Origin of the sequence: Streptomyces sp. 891-h (genome assembly GCF_022760275.1) — a bacterium.
GTDB classification, from domain to species: domain Bacteria; phylum Actinomycetota; class Actinomycetes; order Streptomycetales; family Streptomycetaceae; genus Streptomyces; species Streptomyces spirodelae.
In genome coordinates this window covers 3,924,533-3,941,335 of sequence record NZ_CP050693.1, presented here as the reverse complement: position 1 = coordinate 3,941,335, position 16,803 = coordinate 3,924,533, and the positions used below count along the sequence as shown (strand labels likewise).

Sequence of the window (16,803 nt, the reverse complement as noted above, 5' to 3'; positions counted from 1 at the left end):
ACCGGACCAACTGGGAAGAAACGGGCGGAAGGTCACGAGCACCTGAGGTCAGCAGGAGGGAATTGTCGCCGTGAGCAGCAGGCCATCCCGAGGCGCTGCTCGCCTCGCCGCCATACTCGACGCACTGCCCGACGCGCTGCTCCTGGTGAACTGCAACGGCACGGTGGTGAACGCCAACGCCATCGCGTTGGAGACCTTCGAGACGCCTGGCACGGCGCTCGTGGGGCGCGGACTGCTCGACCTGTTGCCCGAGTTCGACTCGAAGCGCATCCCGGGCTCGATGCGGCGTCCGGACGAGGCGGCACAGACGCAGGGCCGCCAGAAGCCGACCCGGATGGTGGCGCGGCGTACGGACGGCAGCGAGTTCCCGGTCGAGGTGACCAGCGCGAACCTGGAGGACGGACGTACGCCCTACGCCTCCGCGTTCGAGGCCGCGTTCGCCGACCACCCCGGTGGCGGCGGGTACACGGGCGACGAGCTGCTGATGCTGGTCGTACGCGACCTCACCGGCACCCTCGACACCGAAGCGGAACTGGCGCGCCAGCAGCGGCAGACGGAGATGATCCTGCGTGCCGCCTCCGAGGGCGTCGTCGGCGTGGACGCCGAGGGCCGGGTGGTGCTCGTCAACCCGGCGGCGGCCCAGATCCTCGGCTACCGCGCCAGCGACCTCGGCGGCCGGCAGCTGCATCCCCTCGTCCACCACTCGCGGCCCGACGGCTCCCCTCTCCCGTACGAGGAGACGCCGCTGGCCGACACCCTGCGCTCGGGCCGCAAGCACCGGGTGCGGGCCGGGCAGGTGCTGTGGGCGAAGGACGGCAGGGCGGTGCCGGTCGACATGACGACGGCACCGGTGCGGGACGGCGAGCAGCTGGTCGGCGCGGTGCTGACGTTCGCCGACCGCCGCCCGTACGACGCCGTCGCCGCGCGCCAGACCCAGCTGCGGGCCGTGCTGGAGGAGTCGCTGCGCGGGCCGCTGGAGGAGCTGCGGCGGGAGCTGTCCGGGCTGACCTCCGACCCCGCGGCCCAGCTCTGGCCGGAGGCGAACCAGATCCTCCACCACCTGTCAGCCGGTTACGCCCGGATGACGACACTGGTCGACAACGTCCTCGGCTACCAGCGGCTGGACGCCGGCCAGGAGCGGCTGCGGACCGAGCCGGTGCCGATGGACGCCGTCGTCTCCGCGGGCGTGGAGGGGGCTACGGAGCTGATCGGCCCTGGCCGCGCCCAGTTCGCCGTGCACGCGCCGCCGATCGAGGCCGAGGTGGACCCGGAACGGCTCGCCGTGGCACTGGCGCACCTGATCGCCGATGTGGCGGGTGTGGACGCCACCGGCCGAACGACCGCCGCGCCGCCGCCCGGTGTCGACCCGACGATCGTGGTCGCCGCGGCCCAGCGCGGCGAAGTGGTACGCGTCGAGGTACGCGGCCCGCACAGCGGTGGCAGCCCGGTGCACGAGCCGCTGGTCCGCGGCATCGTCTCCCGGCACGGCGGTGTGCTGCAGACCCACGAGGTGCCGGGCTCGGCCGGCGGCAGCGCGTATGTGCTGGAGGTCCCGGTCAAGGCGGTCGGCAACACGACGCGCCAGCCGGGCAGCCGCGCCCGCAAGCCCGGCCCCGGCGACTCGAGCGGCACGAACGGTACGAACGGTACGAACGACGCTAACGGCACGAACGGAACCAGCGGCGCCAACGGAACCGACGGCTCGAACGGCACGCACGGGAGCAACGGAACCGACGGCGCGGGCAGTGCGGCGGGCAACACGGACAGCACGGGCGGAGGCGGCCGTACGGGACAGAGCCGGGACGGCTCGACCGGTGCGGGCCGCTCCACGGGCGGAGGCCACGTCCGCGGCGGTGGTCACGGCGGCCCCGGCGGCCACGCCGGCGGTGGCGCCGCGCAGGGCGGCGAGGGCGCCTTCGGGGTGCCGAGCGTCGTGCCCGGCACGGAGCACGGCGAGACGACGGTGATGCCCGTACCGTCCGCCCCGGCGCGGGGCACGACCGGGCACCCGCAGCAGGACAGCGGCCAGGGGCAGGGGCAGGGGCAGGGGCAGGGGCAGGCGCCGGGCGGGGGTCCGGGGCACGGCGCGGCCGAGGGCGCGTCGGCGGCCGCCCTGGAGCCGGCCGGTGAGCCGCGGCAGGCAGCGGGTGCGCTCGCCCCCGTGCCCGATCCGCGCCGGAGCATCGAGCTGGGGCCGGGACCGTCCGCCTCCGCCTCCACCGGCACCAGCGGTGGCGGGAGCAGGGGTGACGGCGGCGGTCAGGGCGGCCTCGGCGTCCACGCGCAGCCACAGTTGCCGCAGCCCGAGCCGGCGCAGACAGAGTTGGGGCCGCGCGCGCTGGGGCCCGCGCGCCCCTCCGACGGAAGCGCACAGCCCGGCAACGGCACCGGGAACGACACCGGCACCGGTGCGGCAGCGGGTTCGCCGGTCGCGGAGCACCTGTCGGCCGTCCCGCACGGTGAGTACGAGGACGCTTCGGCCATGCCCCGGCCCACCGGGCGGCGTCGGCGCGCACGGCCGAATCCGGCCGAGGAACAGCATGAGCAGGCGTCCGTCGGGGTCGGTACAGCCGCCCGCACCGCGTCCGGTGCTCTGGAGCTCCCGTCGGGGGAGTCAGGGACGCCGGGCAGCGCCGGAGCGGGCGCGGCAGGGGGCGCGCCAGCGCCCGTACCCGCGCAGGGCACGGGTCGCCGTGCGCGGCGTGCGCTGGGCGAGCGTACGGAGACAGGGCCCGCCCCGCAGCAGGGTGCGGAGACGGGCCAGGACGTCGTAGCCGGGCCCGTGGCGGCGCAAGCACCGGGGCCGCAGGAAGCGGGCGCGGCAGCCAGCGGCGCCGAGGGCGGCGGGTCCGCCGACGGTCTCGAACTGCCGGCCGCCGGAGGCGGGCGCAGGGCCCGGCGTATCGCGGCGGCCCGCGCGCGGGCGCAGGCCGCGGCCGAGGCCCAGCAGGGCCCGCACCACGCGCCGTTCGCCCTCCCGCCCGCCGCCTCCGAGGTGGAGCCGACCGCCCCGTCGGCCACGGCCCCGGAGATGCAGCAGGCCGTACCGGTGCCCGGCACCGACCCGAACGCGAACCCGATCCCGGCCGCTGGGGACCCGAACGCGGACCCGAGTCCGAACGACGTTGCTCCGGAAGCGCAGCAGGAGAGCGGGCAGCCACAGCGAGGCGAGCACTCGGTCGTCGCCGCGAGTCCGATCCTGGGCGGCGGGGCGTTCCAGCAGCCGCAGCCGGCTCCGCAGTCGGGCACGGCGCCCGGTTCAGGCGCGTACGGCACCGATCCCGGACCCCGCGTACGGACGCTGGGGCAGGGGGTGCCGTTCGCCGAACGGGTGGCGGAGCAGTCCGCCGCGCAGCAGTGGCCCCCGGCGCAGTCCTCGGCACCGTCGGCCGCTTCCGCCATACCGTCCACCCCCTCCACCCCGGCAGCGCACGCCGCCCCAGCCGCCCACTCGGCCCCTCAGGCTTCGCCCCCCTCGGCCGGTGGCGCCGCCACGCCGCCTCCCGGCTCCGGCCGTCGCCGGAAGCTGGCCACGCCGGAGGAGCGGGCACAGGGCGGCACGGCTTCAGGTCCGGCGCAGGACGGTGCGGCGCAGTCGGCAGAACCTCCGCACGGCGGAGGCCAGGCGGGACCGTCCGGACAGTCGCGGCCCGGCACGCTCGGCGGGAACGCTCCCGGTCAGGCACAGCCTTGGTCCGCTGGGCCGGGCCAGTCGGAGTCGGGCGCCCAGCACGGGCTCCCCGGGCTTCCCTCGGACACGTCCGGACAGGTACCGGGGCAGCCACCGGGGCAGGTGGGTCCGGCACAGGGCGCGGCTCCCGGAACGCAGGCACAGCCCCCTGCTCTGCGCCAGCCACCAGGCCAAGGCCAGGGCCACGGACAGGGCCAGGAGCACGGGCAGCAGCCCGGTGCGATGCCGGGCCCGATGCCGATGCCCATGCCGACGCCGCAATCCGACACAGGCCACCCGGTCCGGACGAACCCCGCGAACCCGACCGCGCCCGCCGACCCGGCGAGCCACCCGGGCACCATGGGCCCTGCAAGCCCCGCCAATCCCGCAGGCCCCACAGGCCCCGCAGGCCCCACAGCCCCCACCGGCCCGCAGCAGTTCGCCGTCGGCGCGTCCGGCGCGGCCGCGGGCTCCGAGGTGACGGAAGGTCCGGAGCCGCTGGACGGTCCTGACAGCCCCGTCGAGATGACGGACGGACGCGGATTCGGGGTGCCGCCGCACGCCATGGACGACGAGCTGCCGCCCGAGCCGCTCGACAACCCGCGGCGCCTGCTGGTCTGGCCGGAGCCGGACGTCTCCACCCAGCAGGCGCTCTCCGAGCGCGGCTACCGCCCCGTGCTGGTGCACTCGCGCGAGGAGGTGGACGCGCAGATCGCGGCCTACCCGGCCGCGCTGTTCGTCGACCCGCTGACGGGGCCGATCACCAGGACGGCGCTCCAGTCGCTGCGGACGGCCGCGGTGGCGGCCGAGGTACCCGTACTGGTGACGGCGGGGCTGGGGCAGGCGACCAGGGAGGCGGCCTACGGTGCCGACCCGGCCGTTCTGCTGAAGGCGCTGGCGCCGCGCGACAGTGAGCAGCACCCGCCCCGGGTGCTGCTCGTGGAGGAGCAGCAGGCGATCGCCGCAGCGCTCGCGGCGACGCTGGAGCGGCGCGGTATGCAGGTCGCGCACGCGCCGACGGACTCGGAAGCGGTGCAGGTCGCAGCGCAGGTCCGGCCGAACCTCGTCGTGATGGATCTGATGCAGGTGCGGCGACGGCGCGCGGGCATCATCGACTGGCTGCGGGTGAACGGGATACTCAACCGCACCCCGTTCGTCGTCTACACCTCGGCTGACCTTGATCCGGGCGAGCTGCCGCGGCTGGCCTCGGGCGAGACGGTGCTGTTCCTGGCGGAGCGCTCCACCAGCCCGGAGGTGCAGTCCAGGATCGTCGACCTGCTGACGAAGATCGGCGCCCACTGACCGGGGCGGAGGCTGCCCCTGCAGCCCCCGGCCCCCGGCCCCCGGCCCAGGGCCCAGCGCCCGTTCAGCCCAGCTCGGTCACATCCAGCTCGCCCGCCGCGTACTGCCGCCGCAGTACCTTCTTGTCGAACTTGCCCACGCTCGTCTTCGGCACGGACTCGACGGTGGCCCAGCGCTCGGGGAGCTGCCAGCGGGCCACGGTCTTGCCGAGGAAGGTACGCAGCTCCTCGTAGGGGACGGGGCCGTGGCCCTCCTTGAAGACGACGGCGGCCAGCGGGCGCTCGCCCCACTTGTCGTCGGCGACGGCGACGACGGCCGCCTCGGCGATCGCCTCGTGCGCCATCAGCGCGTTCTCCAGCTCCACGGAGGAGATCCACTCACCGCCGGACTTGATGACGTCCTTGGCGCGGTCGGTGAGCGTCAGATAGCCGTCCGGGCTGATGACGCCCACGTCACCGGTGCGCAGCCAGCCGTCCGGGCTGAACTTGTCCTCGGGGCGCAGCGGTGGCTCGCCCACGCCGCCGAAGTAGCCGGCGGCGATCCACGGGCCGCGTACCTCCAGCTCGCCGGGCGACTTGCCGTCCCAGGGAGCGAAGCTGCCGTCGGGGGCCGCCAGCCGGGCCTCGACGCCCGCGGGGAAGCGGCCCTGGGTGATCCGGTACGGCCACTCCTCCTCAGGGGTGAGACCGCCCGGCGGATGCGCGAGGCTGCCGAGCGGCGAGGTCTCGGTCATCCCCCAGGCGTGGCAGACCCGTACGCCGTGCAGGTCCTCGAAGGCGCGCATCACGCTCGGCGGGCAGGCGGAGCCCCCGATGGTGACGGTCTTGAGGCTGGAGATGTCGCGCGGGTTGGCGGCGAGCTCGTCCAGCAGGCCCTGCCAGATGACGGGGACGGCGGCGGCGTGGGTGGGCCGCTCGGCCTCGATCATCTCGGCGAGCGGCGCGGGCTGGAGGAACCGGTCGGGCATCAGCATCCCGACGCCCGTCATGAACACCGCGTGCGGCAGCCCCCACGCGTTCACATGGAACATCGGGACCACAGGGAGGGTGGTGTCGGAGGTGGTGAGGCCCATCGACTCGGCCATGTTGACCTGCATGGAGTGCAGGTAGACGGAGCGGTGCGAGTAGACGACGCCCTTGGGGTCGCCGGTGGTGCCGGATGTGTAGCACATGGCGGCGGCGCTGCGTTCGTCCAGCTCGGGCCAGTCGTACGAGGTGGGGCGCCCGGCCAGCAGTTCCTCGTAATCGTGCACCCGGGGGGCGCAGCCCTCCAGCAGCGAGGTGTCGCCCGGACCGACGACGACCAGGTGCTCGACCGACTCCAGGCGGGGCAGCAGCGGCGCCAGCAGCGGCAGCAGGGTGCCGTTGACGAGGATGACGCGGTCTGCGGCGTGGTTGACGACGAAGACGAGCTGCTCGGCGGGGAGCCGCAGGTTGAGCGTGTGGAGCACGGAGCCCATGGAGGGGATCGCGAAGTACGCCTCGACGTGCTGCGAGTTGTTCCACATGAGAGTGGCGACCCGGTCCTCCTGGCGCACTCCCAGTTCGTCGCGCAGAGCGTGGGCCAGCTGCGCGGCGCGTTCTCCGGTCGCCCGGAACGTCGTGCGGTGCGGCTCCGTCTCACCTGTCCAGGTGGTGATCCGCGCCTCCCCATGGACGGTCATGCCGTGGCGCAGGATGCGCGAGATGGTCAGGGGTACGTCGTCCTGCATCGTGCTCAGCACCGGGGCCTCCCCTTGTGTGGGTACGCGGAGCAGACGCATACCGCGTGCGGTCGCGCACAGGTGCGCGCCTTCCGGGGAGCGGCCGCACGGAGGAGCGTGCAGGTCCCGGAGCGGTTACGCACGGGTGCGGCATTACGCGCGGGTAATGCGCTGGTTTCGCGGAAGCCTGCCACCGACCGCTCGGTATGTCACGGGGGGCCGTCAGGAAACGTGCCCGATCCGTATCCGGTCCGTAGCCGATCCTGTGCCGTACGCGAGGCTGCGTGCGGGTGCGGCACTCGGGTGCGGCACTCGGGAGCCGTGGAGGCGGGTGCCGTGGAGGCGGGTGCCGTGGAGGCGGGTGCGTGGGGCGAACTGCCGTACGCGGGTGCTGCCCGCGAACGGCAGCTCAGGCCGCCAGGGCTCCCACAGGGCGCTCCGCCGAGCCGTCTGCGCCGTCGTCCGCCGGAGCGTCCGCGCGGACGTCGGCCGCCAGCTGCGGGTCCTCCCGGAGCTTGGCCAGGGCGCGCGAGACGGCGCTCTTGACCGTGCCGACGGAGACGCCGAGCACCTCAGCCGTCTGGATCTCGCTCAGGTCCTCGTAGTAGCGCAGCACCACCATGGCGCGCTGCCTGGCCGGCAGCTTGAGCACGGCGCGCCACATGGCGTCCCGTACCGCCTGCTGCTCGGCCGGGTCGGGCGCGGGCAGCGGATCGGGCTCCGGCAGCTCCTCGCAGGAGAACTCGTCCACCTTGCGCCTGCGCCACTGCGAGGTGCGGGTGTTGACCAGCGCCCGGCGGACGTAGCCGTCCAGCGCGCGGTGGTCCTCTATCCGCTCCCAGGCCAGGTAGGTCTTGGTCAGCGCCGTCTGGAGCAGGTCCTCGGCGTCGCTGGGGTTGGCGGTCAGTGAGCGGGCGGTGCGCAGCAGCACAGGGCCGCGCGCTTGGACGTAGGAGGTGAATGTCAGTGGCTGTCCCCCGGAGCCTGGCTGCGTCGCAAGGGACCGCGCGTGCTTCGCATTGGTGGTCCGGGGAGTCCGAACTGTCCCAGGCGTGGTCATGGCATCCACGCTATGAGCTGCCCGGCTTTCCCGGATCGCCCCAAGGTCCCGATGCCGCGTCCGCCTCAGGGTGTACTGGTGGAGGTAGCTACACCTCCTGAAGGTGGAGAGCATCCACCAGGCGGATCAGGGTGACGGCTCAGGGGGTCATCCGACCACCGCCACCGGAGCGTCCACCAGGTTCTGGTCGATGTGCACCGTGTGACCGCCGTAGGTGCGCTTCACATTGCCCGTGTGCTGGTGAATCCGCCGGTGCGGCTGCCACGCCTGGGGGTGCAGATTGCGCTCCGAGTCCACCGAGGGCCGGGTCTTCCAGCGTGCGAACCACACGGCCGTGGGCAGTCCTCGCGCCCCCGCCGCGCGGGCTTTCTCCAGGTGCGCGATGCCGTAGTTGGCACTGCTGTAGAAGCCGGCCACGTACCCCTGGGCACGTACAGCGCTGTTCCAGCCCTGGATGAAGCGCAGCGTGGTGTCGGCGCAGCTCTTGTTCTTGTACCGGTACGCCTCCATGTCGAGGTAGACGGCGCTGCTCCGGCCCATCCCGTAGTGCTGCGCCTGGCGGACCGCGTCCAGACCCTCGCGCTTGCCCTGCCCGTAGGGGTTCTTCCCTGACATCCGGAACTTGCGCTTGTTCTTGGCGATGACACAGGGCGCCTGGGAGCCGACGTAGACGGGCAGCAGTTTCCAGCCCTGCTGATCGACGTCGCGCACCCAGTCGGGGCTCAGATGCCGCTGCTTCGGGCACGCCCTGGCGCGGCCGCCGATGTAGACACCGGCGGCGCCGAACGGTGAGCTCTTGCGCCACGCCCGCATGGTGGCCTGCGAGGGCGCCTGGCAGGTGTCGAAGGCGTTGCCCTGGAAGATGTGCGCCCCGAAGTCGCGGGGATCGCCCCGTACGAGCGACGGCTGGTCCGCCGGTACGCCTGCGGAGCCGGGCGCCGCCGGGTCGGCGGACGCGTCGGGCGCTCCCGGGTCGAGCAACCCCCGGGAGTCGGTGAGCCCGCCGGGAGAGGCGTCCGGCGCCCCGGGGGAGGTGCCCGGTGCGGGCGCGGTGCCCCCGGCGGCGGGTGCGGTGCCGTCGGGGGCGGGTGCGGTGCCGTCCGGGGCGGGGAGAGGACGGGTGGTGGCGGGGCCCGGAGGGGTGGGCTCGGCACCGGAGGCGGGGACAGCACCCCCGGTGAGCACCGTGGCGAGTGCGGCCGACAGCAGGGCCGCCCGTCTCATCATCTGATTTCTGGTCGCCATGGGCCGAGTGAACGAGGCGCCGACCCTCCGGACGGTCAGGCACGCCCACAGCACCCCGGGATTCAGCCATCTGCCCGAAGGGACATCGGGTCACCGCCCGAAGGACATCCGGTCGCTGCCCGAAGGGACATCCGGTCACTGCCCGAAGGTCACCGGGTCAGCAGAAGCCCCGAGGTCGGGACGCCGCTGCCTGCCGTGACGAGCACCCGCGCGCAGTCGTCAACCTGGTTGACGGACGTACCGCGGAGCTGCCGTACCGCCTCGGCGATGCCGTTCATCCCGTGCAGATAGGCCTCCCCCAGTTGCCCGCCGTGCGTGTTGAGCGGCAGCGTCTCCGCCGCGACGAAATCCGCACCGGTACCGCGCGCGCAGAAGCCGAACTCCTCCAGTTGCATCAGCACGAACGGGGTGAAGTGGTCGTACAGGACCGCCATGTCGACGTCCCCCGGTCCCAGCCCGCTGGTGCGCCACAGTTGCCGCGCCACGACGCCCATCTCGGGGAGCCCGGACAGGTCGTCGCGGTAGAAGCTGGTCATCTGCTCCTGGCCGCGGCCCGCGCCCTGGGCCGCCGCAGCGATCAGTGCGGGCCGCTGCGGCAGGTCGCGGGCGCGCTCGGCTGAGGTGACGACCAGGGCCTGTCCGCCGTCGGTCTCCTGGCAGCAGTCCAGCAGCCGCAGCGGTTCCACGATCCAGCGCGAGGCGGCGTGCTCGGCCAGGGTGAGGGGTCTGCCGTAGAAGTAGGCGGCCGGATTGGTCGCGGCGTACTTCCGGTCGAGTACCGCGACCTGCCCGAAGACCTCGGGCTCCAGCCCGTAGGTGTGCAGATAGCGCTGGGCCGCCATCGCGGCCCAGGAGGCGGGGGTGAGCAAGCCGAAGGGCAGCGACCAGCCGAGCGCGGTCCCCTCCGCCGAGGGCTCGCGCTGCTGCACGCCCGCACCGAAGCGCCGCCCTGAGCGCTCGTTGAACGCCCGGTAGCACACGACCGTCTCGGCCAGGCCGCACGCCACCGCCAGCGCCGCCTGCTGCACCGTCGCACAGGCCGCGCCGCCGCCGTAGTGCACCCGCGAGAAGAACGACAGCTCTCCGACACCGGCCGCCTGCGCGACGGTGATCTCGGGGCTGGTGTCCATGGTGAAGGTGACCATGCCGTCCACGTCGCCCGGCGTCAGTCCGGCGTCGCTCAGTGCGGCATGTACGGCCTCGACGGCGAGCTTGAGTTCGCTGCGCCCCGAGTCCTTGGAGAACTCGGTGGCGCCGATGCCGATGACGGCCGCCCGGCCGCCGAGCGAGTCGCCCTTCCGCAGGCTCATTCCGGTGCGCCTTCCCGAAGGGTGACGGTGACCGTCCCGGTGACGTGCTGCCCGAGCCGGTTGCTGCCCCGGACGGCGATCTCCACCGTGGCCCCTTCACCCGGTGGTGCGTCCGGCCCGGGAGGCGTGACCGTTGTGACGCGTCCGGACAGTGCCATGGAGTCGCCGGGATGGTTGGGCGCTCCCAGCCGGATGGCGACCTTGCGCAGCACGGCGTGCGGGCCCGCCCAGCGGGTGATGTAGCCGCCCACCAGGCCGTTGGTCGTCAGGATGTTCATGAAGATGTCCGGCGAGCCCTTCGCGCGCGCCGCTTCCGCGTCGTGGTGGACGTCCTGGAAGTCCCGCGAGGCCAGCGCGCCGGAGACGATGAGAGTGCGGGTCACCGGAATCTCCAGCGGCGGCAGTTCTTCACCCTCACGGGGCTGCGGCGGGGGCGTGCGCCCCGGTGCTGTTCCGGTTGTGTGTGCCATCAGGCCGCTCCCCGGAAGACGGGCAGTTGGAGGTCGTCGTCCACCCGCAGGAACTCCAGCTCGACCGGCATCCCGATGCGCACCTGGTCGTGGCGCACACCGGTCACGTTGCTGATGATCCGCACCCCTTCGTCGAGTTCGACCAGAGCCACCGCGTACGGCGGGTCGAAGGCCGGGAAGGGCGGATGGTGCAGCACGACGTACGAATAGACGGTGCCACGCCCGGACGCCGCGACGGCACACCACTCGGCGGAGCCGCAGGAGTTGCAGCCGGGCAGCCACGGGAAGCGCGGAGTCGCGCACGCCGCACAGCACTGGAAGAGCAGTTGGTGCCGGGCTACGCCCTCCCAGAACCCGGCGTTGTCCCGGTTGACCACGGGACGCGGCCGCCGGGCAGCGCCCCGGTGCGCACCCCGGTGCGCACCCTGTGCGGCAGCGGACCCGGTGGGCGCCGGGCGGTACTTGAGGATGCGGAAGCGGTGCGTCCCCGCGAGGGCCGCTCCCACCCGTAGGTCCATCCGGGTCGTCACGAAGTACCCGGTGCCCAGCTTGGTCCGCTTGCGCGGGGAGACCGACTCGATCACCGCGTCGAAGGTGATCTCGTCCCCGGGACGCAGCGGACGCACGTACTCCTGCTCGCAGTCGGTCGCGACGACGGCTGTGTAGCCGGCGCCGTCCAGCGCGGCCAGCAGCTCGACGTAGGGCCCCGCGCGCCCTCCCTGACCCGGGGAAGCCCCTGGGGCCCGCTCTCCGTCCCTGGCGAGTCCGGCCATCGTCCAGACCTGGAGCATCGTCGCGGGCGCCGAACCGTCGGGCGGTACGGGGTGGCCGAGCGCCTCGCACCAGTGCCGGATCATCGGTGCGTTGACGGGGTCACGGCCGTGCGCCGCGTCCGCCGCCGGGCATCCCGCGTACGTACGCAGCCGCTCGTACAGCGCGTCGTCCGCGTCCTGGCCAGGTGACGGACCCACACCGTTCGCCGCACTCACCGCAGCCCTCCCGCCTGCCGAGCACATCCGACGACTCGACATCCCTGAATTGAATCTGACTGTCCGTCAGTTATTCGGTGGTGTCAACAGCGCGAAGACGGCCGGGCCCGCACGGGGCCCGCACGGAGAAGACCGCACAGAGAAGGGCCCGCACGGAAAAGGCCGCGTACCCGCGACAGTGTCGCGGGTACGCGGCCTCAGCCCATCCCCATGAGCGACCGGTCCGGCCCCCCGGACCGGTCGGACCCGTCTAGTCGGTCACCCTCACCACAGGTTGCCGAAGGCGATGGAAGCGGTCTCGTTGTGTGTCTCGTTGACCTGGTTCACGACAGCACCGTTTCCGTTGACGGTGGCGTTGTTGGCGTTGTTGGTGTTGTTCCCGTTGCCCACCGCGCCCTGCACCTGGGAGTTGGAGCTCGCCTGGGAGTTGGATCCGTCGTCCGCGAGCGAGCCGTTGTCCGCCTGCGCCACGCCGGACATGACGGCGAGAGCGAATGGAAGGGCGGCGGCGGACGCGATGACGCGGGCGGTACGGATGCGTGCCATGTTCATTCCTCCAGGAACGGTAAGTGCGCCACGAGGGCGCTGCACCGGAAGTGCGCTACTGCCTCGGACAGTTGGCCCGCTGCCCTCGGCTTCGCTTGCGACGTCGCGGGTCCAGAGTTGCCCATGCCGCCGCGGGCGGATTCGCCCGGTACGCCTCTTTCCCCCGCACGTATGACGACGTGTCAATAAACCTCTCGTACGCCCCCAACACTGCCCTTTCCGCCCTCTGCTCCCCGGTCAGGCGCCACCGCACGACGGGCACCACCACACTCACCCCACAGTCACCGATTTCCCTTGCTTCTGCACGAGAGGGGAAAAGAGGAGCGCTCCTGGGCCTTTTCGGTCCCGTGCCGCAGTACGACGCTGAACAGATGGGCTCGCTCGCTCTCGCACACGCGCTGGCCGCCGCCGAACGAGGACTCGCCGTGCTGCCACTGTCCCGTATGAAACTGCCCGCCCTGCGCTCGCCGCACCGCGCACACGGGCCGTCGAGCGCTGCCCCACGCTCCCCCGCCACCCCGGGCCACCACCCCCCTCCCCCGCACCGCCCTGACGGCGCCCCGGCGCCCTTCGACAGCCCCTGTCACGGCGAGTGCGGACTGCTCGGCCACGGCGTGTACGACGCCACGTCCGACCCCGACCGGGTGCGTGCCCTCTTCGCCGCCGCCCCCTGGGCCACCGGCTACGGCATCGCCTGCGGCCGCGCACCGCTGCACCTGGTCGGGCTCGACCTCGATGTGAAGCACGGCATCGACTCGCCGCGCGCTCTCCGAAGGCTGGCCGCCGCACACGGCTTCACCGTTCCGGCGACGACCACCGTGCTGACCCCCACCGGGGGCCGCCACCTGTGGCTGCGCGCCCCGGCGGACGTCACGGTCGGCAACTCGGCCGGACGGCTGGCCCCCGGCATCGACGTACGCGGCGCGGGCGGCTACCTGGTGGGACCGGGCTCGGTCACCGTACGCGGCACCTACCGGCTCGCACCGGGCTCGGCAGCACGGGCGCCCGCGCCCGTCCCCGAGGCGCTGCTCGCCCTCCTGCTACCGCCTCCCACGGCACGTGACGGCCGGACGACGGGTGAGAGGGGCGCGGCGGACGACGGAGGCGCGCTGGTGCGGTTCGTCCAGGGCGCGCCGGTCGGGCAGCGCAACGCCCGGCTGTTCTGGGCGGCCTGCCGGGCCTACGAGAGCGGCCGGGGCGACGCCCTGGCGGAGCCACTGATCCGGGCGGCGCTCTCCCTCGGCCTGCCGGAGCGCGAAGCCCGCTCGACCGTCGCCTCGGCGGGACGGCGCGCAGGACGGTTCACGGCGGGGTGAGGCGGAGAGGGCCGGAGGAGACAGGAGCGAGCCGGGGGGGAGGGAGCGGGGCGAGCGGGACGAGGCGGGGTACGTGGTGCCGTCAGGAGGAGCCTGGGGGCTGCCATGCCGGGTCGCGGCCGGCCAGGCCCACGACCTGGTCGAGCAGCGGCGCTTCCGCGTCCACATGGACGACCGGGCCGAAGATTCCCTGCTCCCCGTCCTCGCTCACACCTGCGGCCAGAAAGTCCCGGACGGCGCGCAGGCCGGGCTCGTCAACCTGGTAGTCCTGCCGGGTGGCCCGCGCCAGGTCCCAGCCGTGCACGACGAGTTCGTCCAGGGTGACCAGACCGCCCTCCGTGCCCGTCAGCGTGAAACCGCCCGCCTGGGTGGTGCCGGTCCAGGCGTCCGGCGCCGACCAGGCGACCGCGAGGTCGGCCAGGTCGTGCGGAAGCCGCTCGCGCCAGTCGTCCGGGAGTGGCCGGTCCGCGACACCGCCCGCAGCGGCGGCCGTGACCTCACCCAGCTCCTTGCGCGCCGTGTACTGCAGGCCGACGGCGAGTGCGTCGATGTGCCGCAACAGGTCCCGCACGGCGAACTCCGTACAGGGTGTGGGGTCGCCGAGCTGGGCGTCCTCCACCCCCGCCACGACCGCCGCGGTGCGGCGCGCGGCGGGACGCAGGTCGACGGGCACCTCCGCGCCCCCTCCCGCCCCCGCCGCGCCGATCACGCTGTCCGCCATGTCGCTCGCCTCCTCCGCCGCCGCCCGGTACCGCCGACCGTCCGGGGCAGCTCCGGTGTCTCTCCGGTGCCACGGAAACAACCCTGCACAGGCAACAGCCTCCGCGCACCCGGGCCATCCGGCACGGCGGAACCGACCGGCCGAGGGGGTCTTCCCCGTCGCTCCCCGGCCGCCAAGGGGCTGCGAGCGCAGCGGGGACTCCGCCGTCCGGGTGACCGACATCACGGTGACCGACATCTCGCCACCCAGGGGCCCCCACGGCGAAGGGGCACCACCGCACGGTGGTGCCCCTTCGTGAGCCGGGCCGTCGTTCAGGCTGCGGGCCTTCATTCGGGCTGCGGAGGCGGTGGGATTTGAACCCACGGAGGTGTTGCCACCTCTACGGTTTTCAAGACCGCTCCCTTCGGCCGCTCGGGCACGCCTCCCCGCGTCGTCCTCGGACGACGCGGGGACAGCCTAGCGTGTGGTCAGTCGTCGCCCCTGCGGGAGCCGAGGGTCACCTCGACGGTCTTCTCCTTGCCGTCCCGCTCGTAGGTGAGCTTGACCTTTTCGCCCGGCTGGTGGGTCCAGATGGTGCCGATGAGGGTCGGGCCGCTGTCGATCAACGTGTCGTCCAGCTTGGTGATGACGTCGCCGGGCTCGAGACCCGCCTTGTCGGCCGGGCCGCCCGGGGTGATCGGCGGGGAACCGCCCTCGCCGGACCGGGAGATGGTGGCGCCCTTGCCGCTGCCACCCAGCTGGACGGTGGCGCCGATCACCGGGTAGACGGGCTCGCCGGTCTTGATGAGCTGCTCCGCCACGCGCTTGGCCTGGTTGGAGGGGATCGCGAAGCCGAGGCCCACGCTGCCGGACTGGCCGCCCTCCAGGCCGCCACCGCCACCGCCGCCCGGCTGGATGGCCGAGTTGACGCCGATGACCGCGCCCTGGGAGTTCAGCAGCGGACCGCCGGAGTTGCCGGGGTTGATCGAGGCGTCGGTCTGCAGCGCGCTCATGTACGACGCCTGGCTGCCCCGGCCGTCGCTGGAGGCCACGGGGCGGTTCTTCGCGCTGACGATCCCGGTGGTGACGGTGCCGGAGAGGCCGAACGGGGCGCCGATGGCGATGGTCGCGTCGCCGACCGCCACCTCGTTGGAGTTGGCGATCGGCAGCGGCTCCAGCTTGCGGTCGCCCAGTCCGCTCAGCTTGAGCACGGCGACGTCGTAGCCCTGTGCCTTTCCGACGATGTGCGCGTCGTACTTCTTGCCGTCGGAGAACGTCGCCGTCAGCTTGCCGCCCTGCGCGCCGTTGGCCACCACATGGTTGTTGGTGAGGATGTGGCCTTCCTTGTCGAAGACGAACCCGGTGCCGGTGCCCTCTTCGCCGCCGCCCGAGGAGCGGATCGTCACGACGCTCGGCAGCGCCTTGGAGGCTATCCCCGCGACCGACTTGGGCGAGCGGTTGAGCTTCTCCGGGTCGGACGAGGAGCTGATGGTCGTCGAGCCGCCGTCGCTGCGGTCGGCGGCCCAGAAGCCGATACCACCGCCGACTCCGCCCGCGACGAGCGCGGCGACCAGGACGCCGGCGAGCAGCCCGCCGCGACGCTTCTTGCCGCCGCCCTCCGGCCCGTGCGGGCCCGGGCCCGAGGGCATCGCCCAGGGGTCGTGTGGCGGAACCCCGCCACCGCCGGGACCGCCGGGGCCAGCCGGACCACCGGGGCCACCAGGACCTGCCGGGCCACCAGGACCGCCCGGACCGCCGCCGTACGGGGGCGGAGGCGGCGGCGTGGGGTGGCCTGCGCCGCTCTGGCCCCAGCCGCCCGACTGGCCCGCGCCGCCTTCACCGGAGCCGGGGCCGGAACCCGGGTCCGAACCGGAGCCCGAGTCCGAACCGGCGGGCGGGGCGCCGGAGGCGGCGGGGGCCGCGGGTGTGGAGGAGGCCTGCGGCGGTGCGACGACGGTGGGCTCCTCACCCGTACGCTCCGGCTCCGCCGGCACCCGGTCGGCGGCCTCCTGCGGCGACTGCACCAGCGTGTCCCCCGCCTGCTCCCTGGGCCGTACGACCGTGTCCTGGACGTCCGCACCGTTCGTCGTACGGTCGGGGACGGCATCGGAGACCGCGGTGGAGCCGGGGGCGGAAGAGTCAGGGGAGGCCAGCGAGAAGTCGCCGTCCTCGCGGCTCGTCGGGGCGCCGCCGGACGGGGCCTGGGCCGGCGCCGGGGGCGTGGGACCCGGCCCCGCCGCAGGCGTCACGGCAGCGCCCTCGTTCTCGGTGCTCACAACTCACTCCTCATCAGGTACACGACATCGCGGGGCTGGGCGTGTTCACATTCACGGGTATCCCTGGACAGCTTTTCCCATCGCGCGTCAGGCGGACGTAAATCGACGCTGAGCGTCCGCGCCCCCTTCTTTACATCGGGCCAACACCGGACAGAACCACCCAGTTGTCCCGGTTACCGCCGCGCTCCGCCGACCGCCGCCAGGGACTCACCAGCCG

General features: G+C 73.5%; 11 protein-coding genes and 1 tRNA gene. 2 read left to right on the top strand and 10 right to left on the bottom strand.

Going from position 1 to position 16,803, the window contains the following annotated elements:
• Positions 1-70: 70 nt before the first annotated feature.
• On the top strand, positions 71-4,972 hold the full coding sequence (locus tag HC362_RS17155) for a PAS domain-containing protein (RefSeq protein ID WP_243084817.1): 4,902 nt from the start codon (positions 71-73) through the stop codon (positions 4,970-4,972).
• A 64-nt stretch (positions 4,973-5,036) separates the two neighbouring features.
• On the opposite strand, the gene HC362_RS17150 is transcribed toward HC362_RS17155, so the two are convergent.
• From HC362_RS17150 to HC362_RS17120, 7 genes are all read right to left on the bottom strand, one after another.
• A complete protein-coding gene (locus HC362_RS17150) occupies positions 5,037-6,695 on the bottom strand; it encodes a long-chain fatty acid--CoA ligase (RefSeq protein ID WP_243084816.1) in 1,659 nt (552 codons plus the stop codon).
• Positions 6,696-7,083: 388 nt separating this feature from the next.
• Positions 7,084-7,734 carry a SigE family RNA polymerase sigma factor gene (locus HC362_RS17145; RefSeq protein ID WP_243084815.1) on the bottom strand — a complete coding sequence of 217 codons (651 nt, stop codon included), beginning with the start codon at positions 7,732-7,734 and terminating at the stop codon, positions 7,084-7,086.
• A gap of 147 nt (positions 7,735-7,881) precedes the next feature.
• The gene (locus HC362_RS17140; protein WP_243084814.1) at positions 7,882-8,979 is read right to left on the bottom strand and encodes a DUF1906 domain-containing protein; all 1,098 of its coding nucleotides are present in this window, start codon (positions 8,977-8,979) and stop codon (positions 7,882-7,884) included.
• Between the two features lie 149 nt (positions 8,980-9,128).
• Complete coding sequence (locus HC362_RS17135; RefSeq protein ID WP_243084813.1) at positions 9,129-10,289, bottom strand: lipid-transfer protein; 1,161 nt, start codon at positions 10,287-10,289, stop codon at positions 9,129-9,131.
• On the bottom strand, positions 10,286-10,759 hold the full coding sequence (locus tag HC362_RS17130) for a MaoC family dehydratase (protein ID WP_243084812.1): 474 nt from the start codon (positions 10,757-10,759) through the stop codon (positions 10,286-10,288). The genes HC362_RS17135 and HC362_RS17130 overlap by 4 nt, the downstream gene beginning before the upstream one ends.
• Positions 10,759-11,748, bottom strand: a complete 990-nt coding sequence (locus HC362_RS17125) for a bifunctional MaoC family dehydratase N-terminal/OB-fold nucleic acid binding domain-containing protein (protein ID WP_243084811.1) — start codon at positions 11,746-11,748, stop codon at positions 10,759-10,761. Before HC362_RS17125 ends, HC362_RS17130 begins: the two co-directional genes overlap by 1 nt.
• Before the next feature lie 264 nt (positions 11,749-12,012).
• Positions 12,013-12,294, bottom strand: a complete 282-nt coding sequence (locus HC362_RS17120; protein ID WP_209267589.1) for a hypothetical protein — start codon at positions 12,292-12,294, stop codon at positions 12,013-12,015.
• Between the two features lie 371 nt (positions 12,295-12,665).
• Here HC362_RS17120 and HC362_RS17115 point away from each other — a divergent pair, with 371 nt between their 5' ends.
• On the top strand, positions 12,666-13,610 hold the full coding sequence (locus tag HC362_RS17115) for a bifunctional DNA primase/polymerase (protein ID WP_243084810.1): 945 nt from the start codon (positions 12,666-12,668) through the stop codon (positions 13,608-13,610).
• 82 nt (positions 13,611-13,692) lie between these two features.
• On the opposite strand, the gene HC362_RS17110 is transcribed toward HC362_RS17115, so the two are convergent.
• From HC362_RS17110 to HC362_RS17100, 3 genes are all read right to left on the bottom strand, one after another.
• On the bottom strand, positions 13,693-14,331 hold the full coding sequence (locus HC362_RS17110; protein WP_243084809.1) for a TIGR03086 family metal-binding protein: 639 nt from the start codon (positions 14,329-14,331) through the stop codon (positions 13,693-13,695).
• A gap of 338 nt (positions 14,332-14,669) precedes the next feature.
• Positions 14,670-14,756, bottom strand: a tRNA-Ser gene (locus HC362_RS17105).
• A 42-nt stretch (positions 14,757-14,798) separates the two neighbouring features.
• Positions 14,799-16,586 carry a trypsin-like peptidase domain-containing protein gene (locus HC362_RS17100; protein WP_243084808.1) on the bottom strand — a complete coding sequence of 596 codons (1,788 nt, stop codon included), beginning with the start codon at positions 16,584-16,586 and terminating at the stop codon, positions 14,799-14,801.
• Between the last annotated feature and the right edge of the window lie 217 nt (positions 16,587-16,803).